Raw genomic sequence first — 24,949 nt, 5'->3', positions numbered from 1 at the left:
TAAAGCAAGTGAAAATTGAATAAGTGAAAATTGAGGTAGAGGAGCAGTATCCATAAGTAATAGCGAGGAGTTAAAGCGCGTTGATTTGCTATAAAAGGGGATGTTGCCGAAGTTAGTGGCTGAAGCTTTTAGGTCATTTGTCTGGGTATGTATAGAATATATACATAACTGTCACATTAAATTTTGTGGTGAGCTATCATTTGAGGAATTATAAATAATACATATTGATTTTGCATATGTCGATTATGCCTTGGGTGTTTAAGCCTGAGGCTTTTTTAGTTTCCCTATAAAAATCTCGACCAAATTTATTCACAGCATAGAAGGAGAGGGTTTAAGTTATATGTGGAATAAAAAATTATATACAATTCTGACTACAATAATTATATTTTCGATGTTTACCGTTATAGGGTTTGCAGAAGGAAGTGATGTAGCAGCAATAAATGCACAGAAATTTGGAGTGTTGACATTAATACCTCCACTAGTAGCAATAATATTAGCATTTGTGACAAAGAATGTTGTTATTTCATTAATGCTTGGAGTTGTTGCAGGAAGCTTTGTGCTTCAAGTAACTGGAAACAATGTATTTGTTGCATTGATATTGTCAATTTTGGATTTAGTAAATAGATCGATAGAGTCGTTATCTGATCCGTGGAATGCAGGAATAATCTTGCAAGTACTTGCAATCGGTGGAGTAATTAACCTGGTTGCTAAAATGGGTGGTGCCCAAGCTATAGCAGAGGTACTAGCTAGAAAAGCTAAGACAGCAAAGGGAACACAACTTATTACATGGTTTTTAGGACTGTTAGTTTTCTTTGATGACTATGCAAACTCTTTAATAGTCGGTCCAATAATGAGGCCAGTATCTGATAAAATGAAGATTTCAAGAGAAAAACTTTCATTTATAATAGACTCCACAGCAGCTCCTGTTGCTGGGCTTGCAATAATTTCTACTTGGATTGGACTTGAAGTCGGTCTAATAAATGACGCATTTAACAGCATAGGGATAGAGGTAGATGCTTTCGGAGTGTTTTTACAGACTATACCATTCAGATTTTACAATATACTGATACTAGCATTTATAGTTATTTCTGCAATACTTCTTAAGGATTTTGGACCAATGAGAGATGCTGAAATCAAGGCGAGAAGAGGTGGAAAATCTGCAGGTTATGATTCATCAGGTAAAGTAGAAGATGACTTAGCTCCTAAAGAAGGTGTTAAGCTAAGCGTTTGGAATGCAATAATACCAATAGGAACATTGATAGTAGTAGCTCTTATATCTTTCTATTACAGTGGTTATACAGCAATTGAGGAATCTGGTGATGCGACTCTTACTGCTTTATTTAAAGATGCACCATATTCTTTTATAGCTATTAAAGAAGCTTTTAGTGCTTCTAACGCATCGTTAGCTCTATTCCAATCTGCATTTGTAGCGAGTATTGTAGGTATAGCTATGGCAGCAGGTAAAAAGATATTTACTGTTTCTGAAGCCATAGATGTTTGGATCGACGGGATGAAGACTCTAGTTATAACAGGTGTAATACTTATATTAGCCTGGTCATTGAGTTCAATTATAAATGAACTTGGAACAGCTGCATATATGATTCAAATGTTATCTGGATCTTTACCAAACTTCTTATTGCCATCGCTTATATTTGTACTTGGATCTATAATATCATTTGCAACTGGTACTTCTTATGGAACTATGGGAATACTTATGCCTTTGGCGATACCTCTTGCATACTCAATGAATCCAGATATGGGTTATATAATCGCAAGTACGAGTGCTGTTCTTACAGGAGCGATATTTGGAGATCACTGTTCACCAATATCGGACACAACTATACTATCGTCAATGGGAGCAGGTTGTAATCACTTAGATCATGTCAGAACTCAAATGCCTTACGCTCTATTTACAGGGGTTATTACTATTGTATTCGGTTATATACCAGTTGGACTTGGGCTTCCAATATATATTGCATTACCATTAGCCTTAGCAGCTATATTCATAGGTATACAAATATTTGGTAAGAGTGTAGAAGATGATGATGTAGAGATTGAAAAAACTATTGCTGAATAGCCAAAGATATTTAATTGAAATTATTAGTTTAATAAAAAAACAATAAAATAGATAACATTAGAATTATAAAAATAGCTTGAATCTCCAAGCTATTTTTATTTTTAAGAAATTTTATTGTACAAAGTATAATATAAAAATATTAAATTAACTTGAAAAAAGGATTATTATGATATATACTGAAACATGATGTTAAATATATGTTAATTACGTTAACAATATTAAAGAATTATAAATGAATACTAGGTAGAGGCGCAGTATCTATTAGTAATGGTGAGGAGTTAAGCACGTTGATTTGCCATAAAAGGAGATATTGCCGAAGTCAATGACCAATGCTTTAAGGTCATTAGTCTGGGGATGTATAGAATATATACATAACTGTCACATATATTTGTGATGAGCTATCATTTGAGGAATTATACTTTTATTCAAGTAGTCGATTTATGTATATCAAAACCTTAGGTGCTTTAGCCTAAGGTTTTTTTTGTTCTCAGGTCGCAATATCTGTATTCATAAAATATAAAAGGAGGAGTAAATATGAGAAACAAAAAACTTTATACGATTTTGACTACGATAATTATATTTACAATGTTTACTATTATAGGTTTCGCAGAGGAAGTCGATGTAGCACTTATTAATTCGCAAAAATATGGGGTGTTGACACTTATACCGCCATTAGTCGCGATAGTATTGGCATTTATGACTAAAAACGTAGTAATTTCATTAATGATAGGAATAATGTCTGGAAGTTTTATACTTCAAATTAGTGGAAACAATGTTCTTATAGCATTTATCAAGTCATTTTTAGATCTTGTAAACAGATCAGTAGAATCTCTATCGGACCCATGGAATGCGGGAATAATTCTACAGGTACTTGCAATAGGGGGAGTAATTAATCTAGTTGCAAAGATGGGTGGAGCAAGAGCTATTGCTGAGTTACTTGCAAATAAAGCTAAGACAGCTAGAGGAACACAACTTATTACATGGTTTTTAGGTCTTTTAGTATTCTTTGATGACTATGCAAATTCATTGATAGTTGGACCAATAATGAGACCAGTATCCGATAAAATGAAGATTTCAAGAGAAAAATTAGCATTTATAATAGATTCAACGGCAGCACCAGTAGCAGGTCTTGCCATTATTTCTACATGGATTGGACTTGAAGTAGGGCTTATAAACGATGCTTTCAACAGTATTGGAATTCAAGTAGACGCATTTGGTGTATTTATACAGACTATCCCTTTTAGATTTTATAATATATTAGTACTTGTATTTATAGTTATTTCAGCTGTTCTTCTTAAAGAATTTGGTCCCATGAGAGATGCAGAGATAAGAGCTAGAAGACTAGAGAAATCAGATGTTGAGTTAGCCACTAGTAAAGAAGAGGATGATTTAGCTCCTAAAGAAGGTGTTAAACTAAGCATTTGGAATGCAATAATTCCTATAGGTACATTAGTAGTAGTTGCTTTAATATCATTTTACTACAGTGGATACACAGAGATAATGGCTTCAGATGACACAGTACTTATCAACATACTTAATAATTCACCGTATTCATTTTCGGCTATAAAAGAGACTTTTAGTGCCTCAAATGCCTCTTTAGCATTATTCCAATCAGCATTTATAGCGAGTATTGTTGCTATAGTTATGGCTGTATCTAAAAGGATCTTTAATGTATCAGAAGCAATCGATGTATGGGTTGACGGTATGAAGACATTAGTTATAACAGGAGTAATATTAATACTTGCTTGGTCTTTAAGTTCAATTATAAAAGAGCTTGGAACAGCTAAATTCCTTATTAAATTATTGTCGGGATCGCTTCCAAATTTCTTATTACCATCGTTAATATTTATACTTGGAGCAATTATATCATTCGCAACAGGAACTGCTTATGGAACAATGGGTATTCTTATGCCGCTGGCGATACCTCTTTCATACTCAATGAATCCTGAAATGACTTATATACTAGCTAGTACAAGTGCCGTACTAACAGGAGCAATATTTGGTGACCACTGTTCACCTATATCTGACACAACTATTCTTTCATCGATGGGAGCGGGATGTAATCACATAGACCACGTTAAGACACAGATGCCTTATGCACTTTTTACAGCAGTAATATCAGTTGTATTTGGATATATCCCAGTAGGACTTGGACTACCTGTATATATAGTTTTACCAGTTGCAATTGTAGCTGTATTCGCTGGAATTCAAATTTTAGGTAAAAAGGTAGATGTAAATGACGGTGTTGAAGATACAACTGAGAGCATAAAGATTTAAAATATAAATTTTAATATTTCTTTCTTTCATTAAAAAAATATAAAAAAAACTTGCAATATTGTTCAAAAGATAGTACACTATAAAAGTGGTAAAAATCACATAAGCGGATGTGGCGGAATTGGCAGACGCACTAGACTTAGGATCTAGCGCCTTTGGCGTGGGGGTTCGACTCCCTTCATCCGCACTACTAAAGCCCAGAGCTTAGATTATATCTAAACTTTGGGCTTTTTATTTATTAGATGACTTTTATATTTTGAAATGCTAGAATAAATAGTATGTGAATAATAAAAAATATGGGAGTGATTTTATGAAAAATAAATATGCTTTTTTGCTAATGGGACCTCATTATAATCCTGATGAGCACTTTGCCTGTTTTGAAACGAAAAATCAGGTCACTTATATCTGTACAGTTAGAAATTTTAAAGAAGCTTACTTAAAAGCAGTAGAGTTACAAAAAGATGGAGTAGGTGCAATAGAACTTTGTGGAGCATTTGGTGAAGGTGAAGCACAAAAGATAATTGACCTTACAAACAACGAGGTAGCTATCGGATTTGTAGTACATAAGTCAGAGCAAGACAGCTTATTTGATAACTTCTTTTCTAAATTTTAATATTTGAGCTATGGCTTTCTAAAATAAATTATAGTTATTTTTGGAAAGCCTTTTTATTTATTTTTGAATATGACATATAGTAGTCAATATGAGCTAGAGGATGTTTTGTCATTAATTGAAATTAGAAAAAAGCCTTTAAAAATATTATAGCGTGAATATTAGATGATGTCTTAATATCTACGCTATGATATTTCTATTTATTTTTTTTACTTATATTAATTAAAACCATCAGTACTTGAACTAGAATAATAGCAATCAATCCTAAAATAGTAAAATAATAACTTGTGTAGCTCTCAACGCTAAAGGCATATAAAAAGTACAGGGATAATGATGAAAATACTATTAATGTTAATGAGCTGATTTTAGCTCGTTTTTTTACTACTAATAAAATCGAGAATATAATCGATATAACTAATACTATGCTGAAAATCTTTAATAAACTATCTAATGGATAGTTTGTAGCCCATTCTATATTTTTAGACATAACATGCCTAACCATTCCCATTCTTGTTTCTGTAAAGTACTGAACAGCTATACAGTACACTATTAATGAAAACTGTAAAAAGGCTAAGAGGTGATTGATAATTTTTTTCATGAAGTTTAAACCTACTTTCTATTTTCTAGATTAATCATATAAAATTTGAATAATTAAGTCAACACAAGTATGTATGACCACTTAGAAATAAACAATACATTGAAAAGTTTTAATGAAATTGAAAAAATGTGGGATGAGCGGGATATTATAATGGCGTTTGGTATGCGTGGGTAAATGAAAAAATCTTCCTATACAGATTGGAGATCGTAGAAAATAATTGAATACAATAGTATAAAAGAAGATTTAGAAGCAAAATTATGTATTTTTATATTTATTTCGTTATTTTCATAGAATTTTCTGAAAAATTTTGATATTATAAAATATATGTAAAAATGATACGTACAATGTCAAAAATTGGAGGGGAAAAATATGAAAATTAATAAAATGTTTTTTATAGGTTTAGGAGTAATTTTATTTGTGGCGACTCTAGGTGGGTTGTTTTCTAGAAAAGTGCTTAAATAAGTTTTTTAAACCATACTTGCTAAAAAAGCAAGATATATAACTAACATAATGCTAGATAATACTGATAGATATGATTTATTAAATATTGACTTAAATTAAGATAAAAAAATAGTGGGCCTCGATTTAAGATTTAAAATTACTAGAAATAAATTTGATTTAATCTTGATCGAGGTCGATAGTTCTAAGTGGAAATAGTAGAGATAGAAGCTATTCTAGAGTACAAGTAGAATTATTTAACGACAGTTTTTAATAAACTGTCGTTTTTTGTCGATCCATTTTAGTGTAAACATTTAAGAGATCATAGATTATAAATCAATCAGTTGGTTAAATAATTTTATCATGGATTTAGAGATTCAATAGTAATAACTCACTCCACCTCCCACAAGCATAATATCATGTTAAGCATATCAACTTTTCATATTTCTTGCTTATTATTTTTAATCACTAAACAATAGATAATTTAAATAATAAAAAAATATATATAGATAATTTGTATAGTGAATCAATTACCTTCTAATTATTTGACTTTAAAGAAATTATTGCTTATAGTTTTATTGTACATTTGTATATTTTATTGAATAATTAGATAGAAATATGAGAGGATTTGGGTTATTGAAAGCAGCAATCATAATATTTACTAGAACCCCAATTCCGGGGAAAACAAAAACAAGATTACAAAATTATTTAACACCAATAGAGTGTGCACAACTTCATAAAAACTTTATAAAGGATGTATATGTTTCGTGCAAAGATACGGGTAAGGATATTTTTATATTCTATACACCTGATGAAGGACTTGAAATACTTAAAAAGATATTTATTGATGAATTGAGGTATTATCCTCAAACAGGAAGTGATATTGGAGTTAGGATGGGAAATGCAATAGATACAATTCTAACACTTGGATATGATCGGTGTGTGTTGATTGGAACTGATATCCCGACTATAAAATCTAAAGATATAATTAGTGCACTAGATAAACTTGATGATAGTGATGTATCCTTGATACCCACTTATGATGGTGGATACTGTTTAATTGGAATGAAAAAAAGCAATATGGATGTGTTTATACACCAATCTTATGGACACAGTGAAGTTATTGAAAATACAAAGCATAACTTAGATAAGTTGGGACTTATTTATTATTTATGTAACCCATGTTTAGATATTGATGAAAAAGAAGATCTGATAGAACTTTGGAACAATAAAAATAATAAAGAATACTACTGCGGACATACACAAAAATACCTTGAGACAATCTCGAGCTTGTTCAGGTGAGGATGATAAAATGAAAATAGATCAAATAAAAGAGTATATCAATAATAATGAAGTTAGAAAGTCATTAAATATACAATCTAATAAAGAGATTGAAGTATCATTGTTGGGACAAGGAGAGTATAATGTTAATTTTCTATTTATAAATCCTGATAATAATAAGAAGTTAGTACTGAGATTAAATACTGCAAGTCAAATGAATTTAGACGATCAAATCTCTTATGAGTTTAATGTATTAAAAATGCTTGAGTTGAGTGGAAGAACACCAAAGCCGATATTTGTTGACTCAAGTATGGATAAACTACCTTATGGTTTATTAGTAATGGAATTTCTTCCAGGAGTTTCATTAGACTATAAAACCGATTTAGAGATAGCTGCAAGTTGTTTGGCCGATATTCACTGTGTTGACTTTAACAAAAACAATCACCTTATTACTCCAAAGAACCCATTAAAAGCAGTGCTTGAAGAGTGCGTAGAGATGTCATCAAAATATTTGAATTCAGATATTGGTGATAAAAATATAAAAATTATAATAAAGAGATTGATTGAAAAAAGTGAAAGAAGTGTTTTAAATATCAATGAAAATTTAAATAAATACCATATTATAAACACAGAACTTAATTCAGGTAATTTTCTGATAAATGGAAAGGGTAAAAATAATTATATTATTGATTGGGAGAAACCTATATTAGGTGAAGTTGAACAAGATCTGGGACATTTTCTTGCTCCTACGACAACATTCTGGAAGACAGATGTTATACTTACAAGAGCGGAGATGGAAGAGTTTGTGAGAATGTACATAGAAAAAGTTAATGGTAGGTTTGAAACTAATAATTTATGGGACAAATTAGAAAAATACATTATAATTACTTGCTTAAGAGGGATTACTTGGTGTTCAATGGCGTGGGTAGAATATCAAGCCCCAGATAAACTTATTAGAAATGAGTTTACATACAATAAGATAGAGAATTATTTAAAGGAAAGCTTTTTGTTAAATATTGAGGATGAGTACTTTAATAAATTATAAAGAGTTTAAATTTGTAATACATCAAAATACTGTAAGAAAGAGGTTTTTATGAAGAGAAAAAGTAAAATTAAATTAATAACAGTTGGTATTATTCTGCTTTTTTTATTGATTTATATGTTTGTACCTTCAGTCAAAGGTCAAATTAATGAAGTTGTCTATATTTTATCTAGTATGAATGTAGATGGAGTTATAGAGTATATAAGATCATTTGGTGCGTGGGCTGTAGTAATATCGTTTTTACTTATGATATTTCAGTCAATTGCCGCTCCAATACCTGCATTTTTAATAACATTTGCCAATGCAGCCATATTTGGTTGGTGGCAAGGTGCAATTTTATCGTGGACGAGTGCTATGGCTGGAGCTGCACTGTGTTTTTACATAGCAAATATTCTTGGTAGAGATGCTGCTGAAAAATTGACAAGCAAAACGGCATTAGAAAGTGTAGACGGTTTTTTTGAAAAGTATGGGAAACATACTATATTGATATGTAGATTGCTTCCGTTTATGTCTTTTGATATTGTAAGTTATGCTGCAGGCCTTACTTCTATGTCGTTTATTTCTTTCTTTGTTGCTACAGGTATTGGTCAATTACCAGCAACTATTATATATTCTTATGTAGGTGGAATGCTTACAGGAGGTATTAAAAAACTAGTAATGGGACTTCTTATATTATTTGCAGTTTCAGTACTTGTTTTTATGATTAAGAAAATTATTAATGATAAGAAAAAAATGGACAACGGTGCTCAATAGTAGACGTGATTTGAAGGGATGATTTTATGTCAAAGAAAAATAAAAAGCTTATTGTTACTGTATCTTTAATTGCAGTATTTGTTGCAGTATATTTTACCTGCTTTAGAGATATAGGAGCTGAAGACATACGAAATTACGTGAATTCTTATGGATATTGTGCTCCTATTATATACATTGTTATTTTTACATTTTTGCCAATAGCTTTTTTTCCAGTGCCAATACTAGCGCTCGCGGCTGGTTTGGCTTTTGGGCTTTGGAATGGGACACTTTATACAATTATAGGGGCTGGGCTAAACAGTGCAATAATGTATTATATGGCTAAGTTTATGGCAAAAGATTTAGTAGTAGAATTTCTTAAAGGTAAGTTGGCAGAAAAATGGTGGGATTTATTTGAGGAAGCGGATTCAAAGAGTGGATTTTTAGTGGTATTTGTTTTAAGGCTAATACCGTTGGCTCCATATAATGTGATAAACTATGGAGCTGGGCTTACATCTATTAGTTTTAAAAATTATATTGTAGCGACCCTAATAGGGATACTTCCAGGAACATTGGTATTTTTAAATATCGGGGACAAGGCTATCGATGCAAAAGATCCAGCATTTATAGTTTCAATAGCGCTCTTAGTGATGTTGACAGTAGGATCACTTTATTTGGCAAAAAAGGTTACTCCAAATAATTTTACCAATAAAAAATAGTTTGTGATTTTGAGGTGTTAAGGTATTGAGGTTTTCGATAATTATTCCTGTGTTAAATGAAGAAAAAAATATAGGGTCTATAATTGATAATATATTAAAAGTTAAAGGAGATTATGAGATTGTATTTGTAGATGGTGGAAGCAATGACAATACAGTTTCTATTATAGGAGATAAATATAAGGTGATTTCATCTGAAAGAGGGAGAGCAAAACAGATGAATCAAGGTGTCTGCGAAAGTAAAGGAGAGGTTTTATTGTTTCTTCACAGTGACAGTATACTTCCAGAAAGCGCTTTAAAAGATATTGATAAAGTACTTAAAAGCGGATACAGAGTTGGTTGTTTTAAAGTGAAATTTGACAGTAATAGGCTGCTTATGAAGTGCTGTGGTTTTATGTCAAATATGAGAGTTAGGTATAGGCAGATAGTTTTTGGAGATCAAGGTATGTTTATTTATAGAGATGATTTTTATAAGATTGGAGGTTTTATGGACCTTCCTATTATGGAGGATTATCAATTTTCCCTTGAGGCTAAAAAACACTACTCTATTGGGCAGACTAAATCTAAGATAATAACATCTAGCAGGAGGTTTATAAAAAAAGGTGTTATTAGAACTATGTGGAAGATGCAGCGACTTCAGTGGATGTTTAGAAATGGTGAGGATATTGAGAAAATTGCTTCTATGTACAGAGATGTAAGATAAGGAAAATAATTAATAAATAAAAAAATGCTATTTTATTAAATCTATATAAGATTGAATATAGAGTTAGGAGATTTGATATGGAAACTTATTATAATAAAGAAGATTTAGGGAAATTTGGAACTATGGGAGAAAACGCTCCAGAATTATGGGAAAAGTTTATGGCGTACTATGGAGAGGTTTTTGAAGAAGGTGAGCTCACAGCTAGAGAAAAAGCTCTCATTGGACTTGCTGTTGCTACAGCAGTTCAGTGCCCATACTGCATTGATTCATATACTCAGTCATGCTTAGAGCATGGAGTAAACCAAGAGCAAATGGTTGAAGCAATACATGTGTCTGCTGCTATAAAAGGTGGAGCGACTTTAGTGCATGGAGTTCAAATGAAAAATGTAGCTAAAGGGTTAGAACTTTAATGTTATAAAACAGGGATAATTAAGAGTGAAAATAATACGAGTATAATTAAAGTGAGGACTGAGAATGAGTAGAAACAATTTAGTTGATAATTTGGAGTATATACAAAAATTTACTGATAGAGTTGAAAATAAGGAATTGCTGTATACAAAGGGCAACTTGTCAACAATGCAGTTAAATATTGGTAAGCTTTGCAACTTAGCTTGTAAGCACTGCCATGTCGAAGCAGGTCCAAACAGAACTGAGCTTATGACATTGGAGACAATGAAGGATTGTATGGACGTTTTTGAAGAAAATAATTTTTCTGTTTTAGATATAACGGGTGGCGCTCCAGAAATGAACCCAAATCTGAAGTACTTAATTGAAAGTGCAAGAAAACTTGGAAGTAAAATAATGGTTCGTTCAAATTTAGTGGTACTAGACGATCCTAAATACGCTGATTTAATGGAGTTTTTTGCAAGTCATAAAGTTGAAATTGTCTGTTCGCTTCCTTATTACACTAAAAGCGATACAGATCGCCAAAGGGGAGAGGGAGTTTACGAAGATTCTATAAATATACTAAAAAAATTAAATGAACTCGGATATGGAATTAAAGATGATCTTGTACTAAATCTTGTATATAACCCAGGAGGAGCATTTTTACCGCCACCGCAAGAAGCTATAGAAAGAGAGTATAAAGTTAAACTCGATAAAGATTGGGGAATTAAATTCAATAGCCTATTTGCGATAACAAATAACCCAATAGGTCGTTTTGGAATTTTCTTAGAAAGAACTAAAAATCTTCAAGGATATATGCAGAGACTTTCAGATAGTTTTAATTCAGGAACCGTTGAAAGTATGATGTGTAGAGATCAGATTTCTATAGGTTATGATGGTAAATTGTATGATTGTGATTTCAATCAAACATTAGAACTGACTACTGAAGGTATAAACAATATTGTCGATCTAAAAGGTAAAAAGCTAGAGAGAAGAAAAATAAGTGTTGGAAACCATTGTTACGCTTGTACAGCAGGAAGTGGCTCTAGCTGTGGAGGTACAACAGCTTAAACAAACTAAGAGGTTTTGTTTTAAACGAAATGATTTATAATAACATAAAAGAACCCATTTAAGTTAAAATAACTTTTAGATTAACTTTAATGGGTTCTTTTAATTAATTATGTAAATGATTCTATAATATTTCCTCTAATATCTTTGTAGTTTCAGTAACAACCTTAGGGCAGAAAGTATTTAGTAAATTTTTTTCGTGAATTTTTTCTGCATCTTTAGGATCACTTATATCGAATCCCAATAAATTTTTACAGACAACAGAGTCGTATTTTTCTAAAAATTTATATCTAAACTCCATAAGTTTTTTAATATTTAAACCTTTTGCCTCACCATCATCCGGTAAGTAGTGTCCGTACTTTAACCCTATTGCCATAAGTGCACCTGTTACAGCACCACAAGTTTCCCCCTCGAACATACCAGCTCCAAAGCATGCAGCTACTTTATTTGCAGTTTCATTATCTATATCTAGTATCTCAGATGCGCAGCTGAGTACTATTTGAGCACAATCAAAACCTTTGGAAAACTGATCTAAAACTTCTTTTTCATCCATAAAATAACCTCCTATACAAATCTCGCACATGTCAAAATTGAGTATATATTAGGAGGATATAATTGTCAATATAATGAATATAGATATAATCTATACTAATATTTATATAAATAATGTAAAACTATACATATTAATAAAATTAAGTTTAAAATAAAATCTATACTACTAAATGGAATAAAATAAAGGGATTTTGGCTATTGATATAAAAATAACTGAGTTGACATTTGGGCTAAAAATTCATACAATTTATATACAAAGTATGTGATAAATTTTGATTTAATCAATTTATTGAGCATAAAATAATTTCACAATAAAAAATTAGAGATTTTACATCTAAAGGTTAAATTAACGGTATATGAATATATAATTGCTACTTCATATATCTTTTTTTGTATAGGTATGTAAATTATTTTATAAACATTGAAATATATAAGTCAATATTTATTGTATGTTATAACTAAAAATATTGAGGGGGGTACTATAATGGAAGAACTAAAAAGAACTTCGCTTTATGATACTCATAAGGAACTAGGCGCGAAACTAGTGGACTTCGCTGGTTGGGAAATGCCGTTGGAATATGAGGGAATCAATAAAGAACATGAAATGGTTAGAAGCAGTGCTGGATTATTCGATGTATCACATATGGGTGAAGTAGAGGTAAAAGGTGAGAATTCTGAAGAGTTTCTACAGTACTTACTGACAAATGACTTTAGTAAGTTAAAAGAGAACTCTATTTCATACACACCAATGTGCTATGAAAACGGAGGCGTTGTAGATGATTTACTAGTTTACAAGTTGGCTGATAAGCACTATATGCTGGTGATAAACGCTTCAAATATAGATAAAGACTTAGAATGGATAAAAAAACACAGTACAAACTTTAATGTTGATATAAATGATTGCTCTGGAGAAACATCTCTAGTAGCTATCCAGGGCCCAAAGGCACAAGAAATACTCCAGAAAGTTGTTGAGATAGATTTAGAATCGATTAAATTCTATAAGTTTGCTCAGAATGTTAAAGTGTGTGGAAGGTCTTGCTTAGTTTCTAGAACTGGATACACAGGAGAAGATGGGTTTGAAGTATATTGTGAGAATGAAGATTTAAAGGCAGTTTGGGATTGTTTACTAGAGATCGGAGGGAAGGAAATATCACCTGCTGGACTAGGAGCTAGAGACACTCTTAGGTTTGAAGCAGGACTCCCTCTGTACGGCCATGAGATAAGTGAGCATATATCTCCTGTGGAAGGTGGTATTGGATTCTTTGTTAAATTTGATAAACCAAATTACATAGGTAAACAAATACTTGAGCAAGAAAAGAAAGAGGGAAGTAAGAGAAAAATCGTTGGATTTGAAATGAAGGGAAAAGGAATGCCAAGAGGCGGTTTTGATATAAAGATTGGCGATGAGACTGTTGGTTTTGTCACTACTGGATGTGCATCTCCTACAACGGGCAAAATTTTAGGATTGGGATTAATAGATGCAAAGTATCTTGAAATTGGAACAGAAATAAATATAGCTATAAGAAAAAGGGTCGTACCAGCTGTAATAGTTGAGAAACCTTTCTATAAAAAAAAGTACAAAAAAGATGATGTAAAAATAGTCGAAGAAAAGAAGGATAATAATGTGTCAGCAAATATAAATAAATTTAAATACATACCAGCGACATTTGAAGATAAAGAAAAAATGCTAAGTGTAATTGGATTAAAGTCTACCAAGGACTTATTTTCAGACATACCAAAAGAAGTAAGGCTTGGAAGAGAGCTAAATCTAGATACAGCAAAATCAGAGCTAGAAGTCGCTAAAATTGTAAAAGGGCTTGCAGATGAAAATGTAAACCTTGAAGACTTAGTTTGTTTCTTAGGGGCTGGGTCATACGATCATTACATTCCGTCTGTAGTTAAACATGTGACAGGTAGATCAGAGTTTTATACATCATATACACCTTACCAAGCAGAAATAAGCCAAGGAACCCTACAAGTTATATTTGAATTCCAATCAATGATAGCTGAAATAACAGGTATGGAAATCGCAAATGCATCGATGTATGATGGTGCTACAGCATCTGTAGAGGGATGTATTATGGCTATGGCTCAAACTAAAAAAAATAAGATAGTAGTTGCTAAGAGCGCTCATCCGGAAACTCTTGAAATTCTACACACTTACTTAAGATTTAAAGACTGTGAAATAGTAGAAGTAGATTTCTCTGATGAATACGGATCTACTGATTTAGATAAACTTAGAAATGTAGTTGACGATAAAACTGCATGTGTGTTTGTTCAAACTCCAAACTTCTTTGGAATTATAGAAGATCTTAAAGAAATAGAGAGGATAACTCATGATAATAAGGCAATGTTAGTAGTTGGAGTTGATCCTATATCTCTTGGAGTACTAAAAAGCCCTGGAGAATTGGGGGCAGATATAGTAGTTGGGGAAGCTCAATCACTAGGAAACTCTATGAACTTTGGTGGACCATATGTAGGATTTATGGCAAGTAAATCAAAATATACAAGAAAAATGCCTGGTAGAATAGTCGGTCAGAGTTTAGATAGTCATGGAAAACCTGCATACGTTTTAACTCTTCAAACTAGAGAGCAACATATAAGACGTGAAAAAGCAACTTCTAATATCTGTTCGAATCAAGCACTCAATGCTCTTGCTGCCTCTGTATACATGGCTACTATGGGTAAAGAAGGACTTAGGGAAGTTGGACTTCAGTCTATGAAAAAAGCACACTATACTTTAAATAAACTAGTGGAAACTGGAAAGTATAAGCTAGCTTTTAAAGGACGATTCTTTAAAGAGTTTGTAGTTAAAAGTGAAAATAGTGTAGTAGATATAAATCAAAAGCTTTTAGAAGGAAATATACTCGGCGGATATGATATAGAAAAGGATTTTAAAGATCTTAAAAACTCTTCTTTAATTTGTGTTACTGAAAAGAGAAGCAAAGATGAAATACATAAATTAGTTGAAATAATGGAGGGGATATAATGAAGAATTATAATAGTTTACTTATAGATATTTCTAAAAAAGGTAGAAAAGCCTATTCACTTCCGCAATTGGATATCGACGATATAGACCTGACAGATATGGTAGATGCTCATTTGATAAAAGAAACTGAACTTGGATTGCCAGAGATAAGTGAGGTTGATCTAATAAGACACTACACTCAATTGTCTAATAAAAACTTTGGAGTAGATACAGGATTTTATCCTCTTGGATCTTGTACGATGAAGTACAATCCTAAAATAAATGAAGATATGGCTAGAATGCCTAGCTTTACAGAATTACATCCTTACCAACCAGTAGATACAGTTCAAGGTTCACTAGAACTTATGTACAATTTATCTCAGATGTTGTGTGAGATTACAGGTATGGACGATGTAACACTTCAACCATCTGCTGGTTCTCACGGAGAGCTTACAGGACTTATGCTTATTAAAGAGTACCATCTGAATAGAGGAGATACTAAAAGAACAAAGGTTATAATACCTGATGCAGCTCATGGTACAAATCCTGCTAGTGCTGCTATGGCAGACTTCGATGTTGTACAAATAAATTCAAATAAAGATGGATCAGTAAATATGGAAGAGCTAAAATCTATATTAAATGATGAGATTGCAGCTTTAATGCTTACAAATCCTAGTACTCTTGGATTATTTGAGGAAAACATAAAGGAAGTAGCAGAACTTGTGCATAAAGCTGGCGGTCTGCTTTACTACGATGGGGCAAATATGAATGCTATTATGGGAATAACTAGGCCAGGAGATATGGGATTTGATGTTGTTCACTTAAATATACACAAGACTTTCTCAACACCACACGGTGGAGGGGGTCCTGGAAGTGGTCCAGTTGGAGTTAAAAAAGAGCTGATTCCATTCTTACCGGTACCCACAATCGAAAAGGTAGATGGAAGATATGAATTAAACTACAATAGAGAGAAAACTATAGGTAAGATCAAAAACTTCTATGGAAACTTTGGGGTATTGGTAAGGGCATATACATATATTCTGACAATGGGTGGCGATGGACTTAAAGAAGCCAGCACAATGGCAGTTCTCAATGCCAACTACATCAAAGAAAGTTTAAGAGAAGACTATATATTGCCAATCGATAGAGTTTGTAAACATGAGTTTGTACTTGGAGGACTTCCTAGGGGAGAAGCAAATATTAAGACTTTAGATATTGCAAAGAGACTTCTTGACTACGGATACCATCCACCAACAATTTACTTCCCGCTTATCATAAAAGAAGCACTTATGATTGAGCCTACAGAGACAGAGAGTTTAGAGACTATAGATGAATTTATAGTTGCAATGAAGCAAATAGCTAAAGAAGCTGAAGAAAACCCTGAGATATTAAAGAATGCACCTCATAATACCATTGTGGGTAGAATTGATGAGGCAAGAGCGGTTAAAAAACCAATACTAACTTGGAAGCAAATCGAAGCTTAATGTCGCTACACTCGAAAAATCGATAAGTTTGTTGTTTTAAGCTTTAAGGAAGAAGTAAAAATTATAGGGATACAATAAAGCAGATGAAATCTGCTTAATTGTATCCCTAATAGTTTTGTACTTCTTTTACTTCATTTACTTAATTAAAAAATCGGTCTAACAAAATATTGGCTCTTTTATTAGGTTACCTTGTACATATCTATCTACTATATTTCTATCGTCTCCAATGTATATAAATCTTTCAAGTCTTTCTATTATAGAGTAATTATCATGGTTTAGGTTGCAATCATCGATTACTAATGCGTCGAATTCAAAACCTTCTTCAAAGCTACCAACCATACCAAAGAAACTTCCACCGCTTTTTGTAGCCATGTAAAACGCTTCTGATAGTGTTAAGAAGTCGTACTCTTTATCAGATTTAACCCACCATAGTTTTGATACTTGAATTGCTGAAACTATTGCATCAAATATAGATAGCGAATGTCCTCCGCTAATATCTGATCCCAACGATACTTTTACACCGTTATTCATTAATTTTCTAACTGGCGAAATTCCACTTCCAACATTGAAGTTTGATGCTGGGCAGTGAACTACTGTTACACTGTTTTCCTTCATCAGTTCTATCTCTTCGTCAGATGAGTACACACAGTGAGCCATAAGCGTAGGAGTTTGACCGAATAGGTTGTATTGATTGTAAGCATCACCGTAAAACTTTGACTTTGGCTCTAGCTCTTTTACCCATTCAATTTCACCTAAGTTTTCTGATAGATGAGACTGGCTAGGGACATTGTATTTTATACATAAATCTCCAAGACCTTTTTAGGAGATCGCTTGTACAGCTTGGTACAAATCTAGGTGTAATTATAGGTTTTACAATAGAATCTTTTTTACTGTATTCTTTTAGTATTTCTTCAGTATCTCCTAGAGATTTAAATGTGTCTTCAAGCAAAGGATCTGGACAGTTCATATTCATGTTAACTTTACCAACGTACGCACCAAGTCCTGCCTTTTCAAATAAATTCATAAGCTCCCTAGTAGAATCTTTGTGAACTGTAGCAAAGACAGATGCTCTAGTCGTTCCTGCTCTCCACATCTCTTTTACAAATTTTGGGTACATATTTTTAGCATAATCTATGCTTTCGTATTTTGATTCTTCTGGGAATGTATAACTGTTTAACCATGGAAGAAGTTCTTTGTCCATAGCCATACCTAAGTTTCTAAACTGCGGTGCATGACAATGTAGATCATTCATCCCAGGTATTATTATTTTGTCAGTATAATCTATTACATTGATATTTGAGTACTCGCTTGGAAGTTCATCAAATATTCCTTTAGTTTTACCGTCTTCTATAACTATATAGTTGTTTTCAAATACTTTAAACTCTTTTGGAGTTTCAGTGAAAACTATATTTCCTTTTAGTATATTAACCATGCTAGACTCCTTATATTTATTAATTATATTTTAAAAAAGTGTACATTAAAACAAATTAATTCGATTAAATTCGTATATATGGGTATTATAACATAAATTTAAGAAATCAAGGACTCAATTTTGTAGAATTAAGTAGTAGAATTGAAAAATTTGAAAGATCTTGTTTGTTATACTTTTTTTAGCAGTACATTTTATGATACAATGGGTAGAAAGAGAAATTTAGGAGTGTAAAAAATTGATACTAAATAGAGCAAATTGGAACAAAAAATCTTATACAGATCTTCTAAGTTACATTGAAGATTTACAGGAAGCCGAGTACAGGGATTTCAATAAAAAACTTATTCCTGGAGAAGATCATATACTAGGAATTAGAATTCCAGTTTTAAGAAAGATGTCTAAAGAAATTATCGAAGGGAATTGGAGAGAATATTTAAGCGTTTGCGAAGATACATACCATGAGGAACTACTACTGCAAGCGATAATTATATCAAGTATTAAGAGTGAATATAATGAAGTAGAAAAATATATAGTAAAGTTTGTACCTAAGATTAGAAATTGGTCAATATGCGATACATTCTGTTCGGGATTGAAAGTAGCTAAATTAAATAAAGAAAGGATGTACAAACTTGTCAAAGAAAATATCTATTCAGAAAATTTTTGGCAGGTCAGATTTGCTATTGTAATGCTTTTGGAATATTATATAGATGAAGCTTACTTAAAGGATATATTTTGTTTTTGCGATGATATTAATTCAGAGGAATATTATGTTCAAATGGCAATAGCTTGGTTAATATCTATGTGTTATGTGAAATTTGAGGGAGAAACTCTAAATTATCTAAACAATAACAACTTAGATAATTTTACTTATAATAAAGCTCTACAAAAAATTGTAGAGTCATACCGTGTAGATAATGAAAAAAAGAAGATAATAAGAAGTATGAAGAGAAAAACTAGAAATTAAAAAATTATGGAGGTCTTTAGATGGACGTAAACGAAAGAATCGATAACTTTTTAAAACTTCAAGAAAAAAATTTAAAGTTTGTTGATATATCGAAAGAACTTGGAATAAGTCAAAGCACTTTAAGAACCTTTCTAAATAAAAAAGGATATAAGTCCATAAAAGGCAAATATATATTAAAAAATGATTTTAATGACAAAGTTGAAGATAAGTTAAATGACAAAAAAGATAACAATATAGAAAAAAACGTAGAACAACTTGATTTCGCTAATGTAACGGGAATAGATGATGTTAAAGAAAACAGCAGCAATACTAAAGCTAAATTAAAAATAGAAGAAATGGCAAAAAAAGATGATAAAAAAGCACAGTCAAATACTAAAAAACAAGTATCAAAAAAAGAAACGACAAAGCAGACAACTGATAAGACAGTAAACAACAAGACAACTAGCAATCATACAAAGACTAAACAAGAAGAAAATAAAACATCAACTAGAAAAAATACAACAACTAAGCAGTCTGCTTCTAAACAAACAACTAAAAAAGAGTCTGTAAAAAAAGATAGTACAAAAGAAAACTCTGCAAAAAAAGATACTGTAAAGAAAACAAAAACAAGAGTTGATAGAAAAATAAATGTGACTCAAGAAGACTTAGATAAGTTATGTGAGGTGTATGATTGGTATTTGCAGGTTAAAGATTACGCCAATGATATAAATAAAATTAAAAAATCTGATGAAAAAGATATATTTGTAGAAGATGAAAAGATAGTAGAATTTAAATCTACATCTATTAGGGTAGATATAAATACATGGAATGAATTTGATAGACTATGTAGTAATTCAAAATATAGCAAGTCGGTGATATTAACACAGGCATTAAAGGATTTTATGAAAAAAAATAAGGATCTGCTATAAAAATAATATCCACAAGAGGTGCTAAGACAATGAAAACATCAAAAATTGTTTATATAGTATTATCTTTGGTTGTAATCACTTTTTCAGTAAGTGCTTGCAAGCAAAGTAGTGATACAAGTAAAAAAATAGAAATAAAACAAGATGAAGAAGATAATATTGATATCGATAAAAATAATGCAGAAGCCATTAATATAGAAAAGATTAAATTTGATGACGTAGATAAAGACACCACTAACAAAAGATTGACAAGAACAAAGGTAGAAAATAATTCTATTTTTAATCTATCAAACATAAAGCTTGTGTATAGTGAGTACGATAGAAATGGTAATTTAATTTCAACAGATTCAAATGCTTTTCTTGGTATTACTTTGCGTCCAGGGGAGACTGCGTATGTTGATTTAGAGCATAAAGAATTTGCAAATATTATCGAAATTACATCTTATAGTTATATTGCTGAAGGAAAAAGAGTTAGTGTCAATATGAGAGACAGTAAGATTGACATTAAAAAGTCAAAGATAGTTACAGAAAATAGTAAATCGTACGAAACTTTAGTACTATCTGACTTCAAAAAACTTAACGATGCAGATGAGGGAAATACTTATAGTTTGAAAATGAAAAACTCGTCTTCTAAAGATCTTGGAAACTTGATATTAAAGGTAGCTGAAATTAATGAAAATGGTGATTATATCAATTTGGAGCATATAGCCTACAATAGTGTATTAAAGGCTTCTGAGGAAGCAGAGATAGATGTTATAAGCTCAAAAGAGACAACAAAATTAGAAGTAGTTGGTTATATATACAATGATGCCGACCAAAACTTAAATGTAGACATAGATTTTAAATCGCATAAGGCTATAATAGACTAGGTAGCATTTATTATTATTGGAGGAAACAATGAAAATTTTAATTGTCGAAGATAATAAAGAACTTTTAGAGACCATTTCAAGTGAACTTAACTATTACTTTGAAACAGAAGTCAGTAGAGATGGTGAAGAAGCATTATACTTGATAAATCAAAAGATATACGATTTAATTATTCTAGACTTAATGCTTCCAAATCTAGGAGGTATGGAAATTCTTAAATCGATGAGGGACAATAATATTGAAGTTCCAGTTTTGATTCTCACTGCAAGAGAAGAGTTAGATGACAAAGTTGAGGCATTTAAAATAGGCGCGAACGACTATCTTACAAAACCATTTTATATGGAAGAACTTGTCGCACGAGTGTATGCAATATTAAGGACAAATGGAAAAATAAAAGATGAAAACTCTCTAAAATTTAAAGAGATGTATATGGATTTAAGCAAAAAGAAAGTGTTTATCAATGATGAAGAAATAAAGCTTCAAAATAAGCAATTTAATCTTTTAGAGTATTTTATGCTAAATAAAGGTTCTATTTTGCTTAAAGAGCAGATATATGACAGAATATGGGGTATAGATTCTGATGCTACAATCGAGATTGTAGAAGTTTACGTGAGTAATCTCAGAAAAAAACTTAGCAAATTTAATTACGACAAATATATAAAAACTAAACGCAAGGTAGGTTATATGTTTGATGATAAATAAAAATATATTTTCTGAAACTAAAAATAATTTAATTAAGATGTACATATTGGTAGTTGGCAGCTTTATGATAATTTTTTCGTTTTTTATTTTCTTATATTTCACTGCTATGACTTATGGTAGTGTAGATAATGAGATTAAAAGTGAATACAATTATATAATGATGCAACTAAAGAGTACATCTTTTTTTGAGCCTATCAGGCTTGAGGACCCAAAGGATATGGTGTATGTCTATGAAAATGATAGAATAAGATACTACACGCGAAACGAGTATTTTGATGAAATACTACCAAATATAGAAAGTGAGAAAATTAATAACTTTTATAAATATACAAAGAATGGACATACATTTAGAGCTTTAAGTGTAATAGAGGGAAAATATAAAATACAGATTATAAGAAATATTGATTCGGAACTAAATTCTAGAAGACAGATTACATCTGCACTATTGATTGCCGTATTGGCATCGATAGTAATAACATATTTTGTGGCAGTGTATCTTACTAGAAAGGCATTAGTCCCAATTGAAAACGTATGGAAGAATCAAGCTAAGTTTATTCAAGACGCTTCTCATGAGCTTAGAACCCCAATAACCATAGCTTCCTCTAAGTTGGAAAGTGTGCTAAAGCATCCAGACAATACTATCAATGATGAAGTCGAAAAAATAGCAGTTGCTATGAAGGAGACAAGAAAAATTAAAAAGATGGTAAATGATCTGTTGAGCCTAAGTAAAGAAGATACAGTTGTAAATATCAATCTAAAAAAAGTGGATTTAGTATCTTTGATAAAAGAAATAGCAGATGATTATATAGATATAGCAGAAATTCAAAAAAAGAATTTTGAGTTCGAATCTGATTTTGAGGAGTTGGTTATAGATACTGATCAAAACAAACTTAGAAATTGTATACTTGTATTTATTGACAACGCATTTAAATATACTAAATCTGGAGACAGCATTTCTATAATTTTGAAGGAAAATCTGTCAGTGGGTGGACTAAGTATCTGTATAAAAGACACTGGGTGTGGAATTAAGGATAGCGAAATACCCTATATATTTGACAGGTTCTTCAGAAGTGAAAACGTTAGAGATAAAGATATCGATGGATCAGGGATAGGTTTATCAATTGCAAAATTAATCAGCAAAAATTTATCAATAAAAATAAATGTTAAATCAAAGCTAGGTGAGGGAACGGAATTTGAATTATTAGTTCCTTATAAAAATCTATAAAATTTAAAAAATTGTTTTTTACAATAAACAATGGGTATAATATTATCATATAAAAATATTAAAAGATTTTATTAGTCAAATTTTTTAATACTAAACATATTATAATATATAAATATATAACAATTTAGTGGGAGGTAATTTAATATGGCAAAAATTATTAATACAGCAGAATTTAGAAATCAGGTTGAAGATGGAAGAGGAGTAGTAGTGGTAGATTTCTTCGCTACATGGTGTGGACCTTGTAATATGTTAGGTCCAGTATTTGAAGAATTAGGTGAAGAAATGAAAGAAGAAGCTAAATTCTTAAAATTAGATATAGATCAAAGTTTAGAAATAGCACAACAATTCAATGTTTCAACTGTACCAACAATGATGGTTTTCAAAGATGGTAAAGCAGTTGACACTATGGTTGGATTTATGCCAAAGGATAAGATAGAATTAAAAGTAAAATCTCATTTATAGAATAGGTGAAAAAATATGCGTTATGATATAGCAATAATAGGCAGTGGTCCTGCTGGCTTATCAGCTGCAATAAATGCTAAGATAAGAAATAAGAGCTTTATCTTGTTTGGAAACGACAACCTAAGTACTAAGCTTACAAAAGCTGCGTCGATAGACAACTATTTAGGATTTCATGAAATAACGGGAGAAGACTTAAAAGAGAAATTTGTAGAACATCTTGAAAAGATGGAGATATCTATAACTAATAAAAGAATAAACAACATCTACGCGATGGGAGAGTACTTTACTTTACTGTGTGGAAGCGAGATGTTTGAAGCGACAACAGTGATACTTGCCACTGGAGTGGAGTATACTAAGCCTATCAAAGGTGAAGAAGAGTTTTTAGGAAGAGGAGTTAGCTATTGTGCTACTTGCGATGCACCTCTTTACAGAGACAAGAATGTCGCTGTTATAGGATACAATGATGAATCACAAGAAGAGGCTAATTTTTTAAATGAACTTACATCAAAAACTTACTTTATTCCTATGTATAAGAGCGAATTTCTTATGAGAGGATCAAAGATATTAGAGGATACAATTGAAGTAATAAATGATAGACCAGTTGAAATTAATGGTGATAATCTTGTAAACAATATACAGTTTAGAAATATAGAAGAACTTGCAATAGACGGAGTATTTGTTATAAAAGATAGTACATCTCCTGCATCGCTTGTTCCTGGGATAGATATTGAAGACAGACATATAAAAATTGATGCTATGATGAATACAAGCATAGCTGGATGCTTCGCCGCTGGAGATTGTGTGGGTAGACCCTACTCATACATAAAAGCTGCCGGACAAGGTCAGATAGCGGCTCTAAGTGCAGTATCTTATTTAGACAAACTTAAACTAAAAAATAAGTAGATATATACAAAACTATATGAACTATATAAATAAAAAGATCCTCTCAAAAGTAATGTAATTATTTTTGAGAGGATCTTTTTTATTTATAGATTAAAATATTTATAGTTTCTTTGAGTTTTTTTCTGATTTAGATATATTTCTTAGAATTTTATCTAGATTTTCGTTTAAATCTTTTAAATCTTCACTATCCACATTGTAATTTAAGAATAGTCTTTCCATTTCTTCATTTATTGAATTTACCTTGTTAGTAACTTCTACAAAAGTAGAGAAGTTACTGCTATTTTTAGCATTTTCAAATTTATTTAAATCTTTGGTGATAAAAGATACAACCTCGTATTCATCGGTAAATACACCTTGTGGGATCGGATATGGCTTTATCCTTTGAAGGAAAAACTGATCCTTTGTATTGATATTGTACGAGTAAGTTACTTTCCACTCTTCACTTAATTTAAATTCGATAAAGTATAAATAGCTTCTTACTTTACTTATTTTAGTAGCTCCAAGTTGTCTGAGTAGAACTTCTATCGAGTCTCCTATTGCCGTGTTTTCGTTCATTAAAACATCCCCT

The 24,949-nt window shown here is 31.4% G+C and carries 24 protein-coding genes, 1 tRNA gene and 2 riboswitches; of the genes, 20 read left to right on the top strand and 5 right to left on the bottom strand.

All coding sequences use genetic code 11. The features are described from left to right. Positions 1-28 precede the first annotated feature (28 nt). Positions 29-204: riboswitch (Lysine riboswitch) on the top strand. Between the two features lie 136 nt (positions 205-340). The 4 genes from J2Z43_RS03130 to J2Z43_RS03115 all read left to right on the top strand — a co-directional run bounded on the left by J2Z43_RS03130 (position 341) and on the right by J2Z43_RS03115 (position 4,964). Further along, complete coding sequence (locus J2Z43_RS03130; RefSeq protein ID WP_209455804.1) at positions 341-2,077, top strand: Na+/H+ antiporter NhaC family protein; 1,737 nt, start codon at positions 341-343, stop codon at positions 2,075-2,077. Positions 2,078-2,313: 236 nt separating this feature from the next. Beyond that, a riboswitch (Lysine riboswitch) is annotated at positions 2,314-2,486 on the top strand. Positions 2,487-2,611: 125 nt separating this feature from the next. Continuing rightward, positions 2,612-4,354 carry a Na+/H+ antiporter NhaC family protein gene (locus J2Z43_RS03125; RefSeq protein WP_209455803.1) on the top strand — a complete coding sequence of 581 codons (1,743 nt, stop codon included), beginning with the start codon at positions 2,612-2,614 and terminating at the stop codon, positions 4,352-4,354. Positions 4,355-4,457: 103 nt separating this feature from the next. Then, a tRNA-Leu gene (locus J2Z43_RS03120) sits at positions 4,458-4,538 on the top strand. Between the two features lie 123 nt (positions 4,539-4,661). Next, the gene (locus J2Z43_RS03115; RefSeq protein ID WP_209455802.1) at positions 4,662-4,964 is read left to right on the top strand and encodes a DUF6506 family protein; all 303 of its coding nucleotides are present in this window, start codon (positions 4,662-4,664) and stop codon (positions 4,962-4,964) included. A gap of 193 nt (positions 4,965-5,157) precedes the next feature. Here J2Z43_RS03115 and J2Z43_RS03110 read toward each other — a convergent pair whose 3' ends face one another. Next, a complete protein-coding gene (locus J2Z43_RS03110; protein WP_209455801.1) occupies positions 5,158-5,559 on the bottom strand; it encodes a hypothetical protein in 402 nt (133 codons plus the stop codon). Positions 5,560-6,633: 1,074 nt separating this feature from the next. Between J2Z43_RS03110 and J2Z43_RS03105 the strand changes: the two genes are divergently transcribed. The 7 genes from J2Z43_RS03105 (at position 6,634) to arsS (ending at position 11,923) form a co-directional block, all read left to right on the top strand. Further along, the gene (locus J2Z43_RS03105; protein ID WP_209455800.1) at positions 6,634-7,299 is read left to right on the top strand and encodes a TIGR04282 family arsenosugar biosynthesis glycosyltransferase; all 666 of its coding nucleotides are present in this window, start codon (positions 6,634-6,636) and stop codon (positions 7,297-7,299) included. Positions 7,300-7,309: 10 nt separating this feature from the next. Next, positions 7,310-8,323 carry an aminoglycoside phosphotransferase family protein gene (locus J2Z43_RS03100; RefSeq protein WP_209455799.1) on the top strand — a complete coding sequence of 338 codons (1,014 nt, stop codon included), beginning with the start codon at positions 7,310-7,312 and terminating at the stop codon, positions 8,321-8,323. Positions 8,324-8,371: 48 nt separating this feature from the next. Then, positions 8,372-9,073 carry a TVP38/TMEM64 family protein gene (locus J2Z43_RS03095; protein ID WP_209455798.1) on the top strand — a complete coding sequence of 234 codons (702 nt, stop codon included), beginning with the start codon at positions 8,372-8,374 and terminating at the stop codon, positions 9,071-9,073. Positions 9,074-9,099: 26 nt separating this feature from the next. After that, entirely contained in the window at positions 9,100-9,768 is a 669-nt protein-coding gene (locus J2Z43_RS03090) for a TVP38/TMEM64 family protein (protein WP_209455797.1), read from the top strand. A gap of 25 nt (positions 9,769-9,793) precedes the next feature. Next, positions 9,794-10,468, top strand: coding sequence for a TIGR04283 family arsenosugar biosynthesis glycosyltransferase (locus J2Z43_RS03085; RefSeq protein WP_234925949.1), 675 nt, complete (start codon positions 9,794-9,796; stop codon positions 10,466-10,468). 77 nt (positions 10,469-10,545) lie between these two features. Next, a complete protein-coding gene (locus tag J2Z43_RS03080) occupies positions 10,546-10,878 on the top strand; it encodes an arsenosugar biosynthesis-associated peroxidase-like protein (RefSeq protein WP_024620118.1) in 333 nt (110 codons plus the stop codon). A 64-nt stretch (positions 10,879-10,942) separates the two neighbouring features. Next, complete coding sequence (gene arsS / locus J2Z43_RS03075; RefSeq protein ID WP_209455795.1) at positions 10,943-11,923, top strand: arsenosugar biosynthesis radical SAM (seleno)protein ArsS; 981 nt, start codon at positions 10,943-10,945, stop codon at positions 11,921-11,923. A gap of 121 nt (positions 11,924-12,044) precedes the next feature. On the opposite strand, the gene J2Z43_RS03070 is transcribed toward arsS, so the two are convergent. Then, positions 12,045-12,473 carry a C-GCAxxG-C-C family protein gene (locus J2Z43_RS03070; RefSeq protein WP_209455794.1) on the bottom strand — a complete coding sequence of 143 codons (429 nt, stop codon included), beginning with the start codon at positions 12,471-12,473 and terminating at the stop codon, positions 12,045-12,047. A 483-nt stretch (positions 12,474-12,956) separates the two neighbouring features. On the opposite strand from J2Z43_RS03070, the gene gcvPA reads away from it, so the two are divergent. Together gcvPA and gcvPB are read left to right on the top strand one after the other, a co-directional pair. Continuing rightward, a complete protein-coding gene (gene gcvPA, locus J2Z43_RS15250; RefSeq protein WP_209455793.1) occupies positions 12,957-15,461 on the top strand; it encodes an aminomethyl-transferring glycine dehydrogenase subunit GcvPA in 2,505 nt (834 codons plus the stop codon). Beyond that, complete coding sequence (gcvPB, locus tag J2Z43_RS03060; protein WP_209455792.1) at positions 15,461-16,924, top strand: aminomethyl-transferring glycine dehydrogenase subunit GcvPB; 1,464 nt, start codon at positions 15,461-15,463, stop codon at positions 16,922-16,924. The genes gcvPA and gcvPB overlap by 1 nt, the downstream gene beginning before the upstream one ends. Before the next feature lie 156 nt (positions 16,925-17,080). Here the strand turns inward: gcvPB and J2Z43_RS15245 are convergent, their stop codons facing one another. After that, positions 17,081-17,671, bottom strand: a complete 591-nt coding sequence (locus J2Z43_RS15245) for an amidohydrolase family protein (protein WP_330617464.1) — start codon at positions 17,669-17,671, stop codon at positions 17,081-17,083. Positions 17,672-17,702: 31 nt separating this feature from the next. Next, complete coding sequence (locus J2Z43_RS15240; protein ID WP_330617436.1) at positions 17,703-18,356, bottom strand: amidohydrolase family protein; 654 nt, start codon at positions 18,354-18,356, stop codon at positions 17,703-17,705. Between the two features lie 235 nt (positions 18,357-18,591). Here J2Z43_RS15240 and J2Z43_RS03050 point away from each other — a divergent pair, with 235 nt between their 5' ends. The 7 genes from J2Z43_RS03050 to J2Z43_RS03020 all read left to right on the top strand — a co-directional run bounded on the left by J2Z43_RS03050 (position 18,592) and on the right by J2Z43_RS03020 (position 24,381). After that, on the top strand, positions 18,592-19,317 hold the full coding sequence (locus tag J2Z43_RS03050) for a DNA alkylation repair protein (protein ID WP_209455791.1): 726 nt from the start codon (positions 18,592-18,594) through the stop codon (positions 19,315-19,317). Between the two features lie 20 nt (positions 19,318-19,337). Beyond that, the gene (locus J2Z43_RS03045) at positions 19,338-20,225 is read left to right on the top strand and encodes a DNA-binding protein (protein ID WP_209455790.1); all 888 of its coding nucleotides are present in this window, start codon (positions 19,338-19,340) and stop codon (positions 20,223-20,225) included. A gap of 29 nt (positions 20,226-20,254) precedes the next feature. Then, the gene (locus tag J2Z43_RS03040; RefSeq protein WP_209455789.1) at positions 20,255-21,091 is read left to right on the top strand and encodes a hypothetical protein; all 837 of its coding nucleotides are present in this window, start codon (positions 20,255-20,257) and stop codon (positions 21,089-21,091) included. 28 nt (positions 21,092-21,119) lie between these two features. Next, positions 21,120-21,791, top strand: coding sequence for a response regulator transcription factor (locus J2Z43_RS03035; protein ID WP_209455788.1), 672 nt, complete (start codon positions 21,120-21,122; stop codon positions 21,789-21,791). Then, positions 21,781-23,016: a sensor histidine kinase gene (locus J2Z43_RS03030; RefSeq protein ID WP_209456363.1), complete on the top strand. Its 1,236-nt coding sequence runs from the start codon at positions 21,781-21,783 to the stop codon at positions 23,014-23,016. Before J2Z43_RS03035 ends, J2Z43_RS03030 begins: the two co-directional genes overlap by 11 nt. A gap of 144 nt (positions 23,017-23,160) precedes the next feature. After that, on the top strand, positions 23,161-23,478 hold the full coding sequence (trxA, locus tag J2Z43_RS03025) for a thioredoxin (RefSeq protein WP_209455787.1): 318 nt from the start codon (positions 23,161-23,163) through the stop codon (positions 23,476-23,478). 15 nt (positions 23,479-23,493) lie between these two features. Next, a complete protein-coding gene (locus tag J2Z43_RS03020; protein WP_209455786.1) occupies positions 23,494-24,381 on the top strand; it encodes an NAD(P)/FAD-dependent oxidoreductase in 888 nt (295 codons plus the stop codon). A 99-nt stretch (positions 24,382-24,480) separates the two neighbouring features. Here the strand turns inward: J2Z43_RS03020 and J2Z43_RS03015 are convergent, their stop codons facing one another. Then, the gene (locus J2Z43_RS03015; protein ID WP_027701946.1) at positions 24,481-24,936 is read right to left on the bottom strand and encodes a hypothetical protein; all 456 of its coding nucleotides are present in this window, start codon (positions 24,934-24,936) and stop codon (positions 24,481-24,483) included. Positions 24,937-24,949: the final 13 nt, after the last annotated feature.

Source organism: Metaclostridioides mangenotii (genome assembly GCF_017873185.1).
Taxonomy (GTDB): domain Bacteria; phylum Bacillota; class Clostridia; order Peptostreptococcales; family Peptostreptococcaceae; genus Metaclostridioides; species Metaclostridioides mangenotii.
Note: the sequence above shows the minus strand (reverse complement) of the source record. Positions and strands in the feature narration are given on the sequence as shown.

Bases quoted from the DNA above. Each gene is read 5' to 3' on its own strand.
- J2Z43_RS03080 (WP_024620118.1), top strand. From the start codon at position 10,546: ATGGAAACTTATTATAATAAAGAAGATTTAGGGAAATTTGGAACTATG.
- gcvPB (WP_209455792.1), top strand. From the start codon at position 15,461: ATGAAGAATTATAATAGTTTACTTATAGATATTTCTAAAAAAGGTAGA.
- J2Z43_RS03130 (WP_209455804.1), top strand. From the start codon at position 341: ATGTGGAATAAAAAATTATATACAATTCTGACTACAATAATTATATTT.
- J2Z43_RS03115 (WP_209455802.1), top strand. From the start codon at position 4,662: ATGAAAAATAAATATGCTTTTTTGCTAATGGGACCTCATTATAATCCT.
- J2Z43_RS03100 (WP_209455799.1), top strand. From the start codon at position 7,310: ATGAAAATAGATCAAATAAAAGAGTATATCAATAATAATGAAGTTAGA.
- J2Z43_RS03070 (WP_209455794.1), bottom strand. From the start codon at position 12,473: ATGGATGAAAAAGAAGTTTTAGATCAGTTTTCCAAAGGTTTTGATTGT.
- arsS (WP_209455795.1), top strand. From the start codon at position 10,943: ATGAGTAGAAACAATTTAGTTGATAATTTGGAGTATATACAAAAATTT.
- J2Z43_RS03030 (WP_209456363.1), top strand. From the start codon at position 21,781: ATGATAAATAAAAATATATTTTCTGAAACTAAAAATAATTTAATTAAG.
- J2Z43_RS03045 (WP_209455790.1), top strand. From the start codon at position 19,338: ATGGACGTAAACGAAAGAATCGATAACTTTTTAAAACTTCAAGAAAAA.
- J2Z43_RS03040 (WP_209455789.1), top strand. From the start codon at position 20,255: ATGAAAACATCAAAAATTGTTTATATAGTATTATCTTTGGTTGTAATC.
- J2Z43_RS03015 (WP_027701946.1), bottom strand. From the start codon at position 24,936: ATGAACGAAAACACGGCAATAGGAGACTCGATAGAAGTTCTACTCAGA.
- J2Z43_RS03125 (WP_209455803.1), top strand. From the start codon at position 2,612: ATGAGAAACAAAAAACTTTATACGATTTTGACTACGATAATTATATTT.
- gcvPA (WP_209455793.1), top strand. From the start codon at position 12,957: ATGGAAGAACTAAAAAGAACTTCGCTTTATGATACTCATAAGGAACTA.
- trxA (WP_209455787.1), top strand. From the start codon at position 23,161: ATGGCAAAAATTATTAATACAGCAGAATTTAGAAATCAGGTTGAAGAT.
- J2Z43_RS03020 (WP_209455786.1), top strand. From the start codon at position 23,494: ATGCGTTATGATATAGCAATAATAGGCAGTGGTCCTGCTGGCTTATCA.
- J2Z43_RS03110 (WP_209455801.1), bottom strand. From the start codon at position 5,559: ATGAAAAAAATTATCAATCACCTCTTAGCCTTTTTACAGTTTTCATTA.
- J2Z43_RS03035 (WP_209455788.1), top strand. From the start codon at position 21,120: ATGAAAATTTTAATTGTCGAAGATAATAAAGAACTTTTAGAGACCATT.
- J2Z43_RS15240 (WP_330617436.1), bottom strand. From the start codon at position 18,356: ATGGTTAATATACTAAAAGGAAATATAGTTTTCACTGAAACTCCAAAA.
- J2Z43_RS03095 (WP_209455798.1), top strand. From the start codon at position 8,372: ATGAAGAGAAAAAGTAAAATTAAATTAATAACAGTTGGTATTATTCTG.
- J2Z43_RS03090 (WP_209455797.1), top strand. From the start codon at position 9,100: ATGTCAAAGAAAAATAAAAAGCTTATTGTTACTGTATCTTTAATTGCA.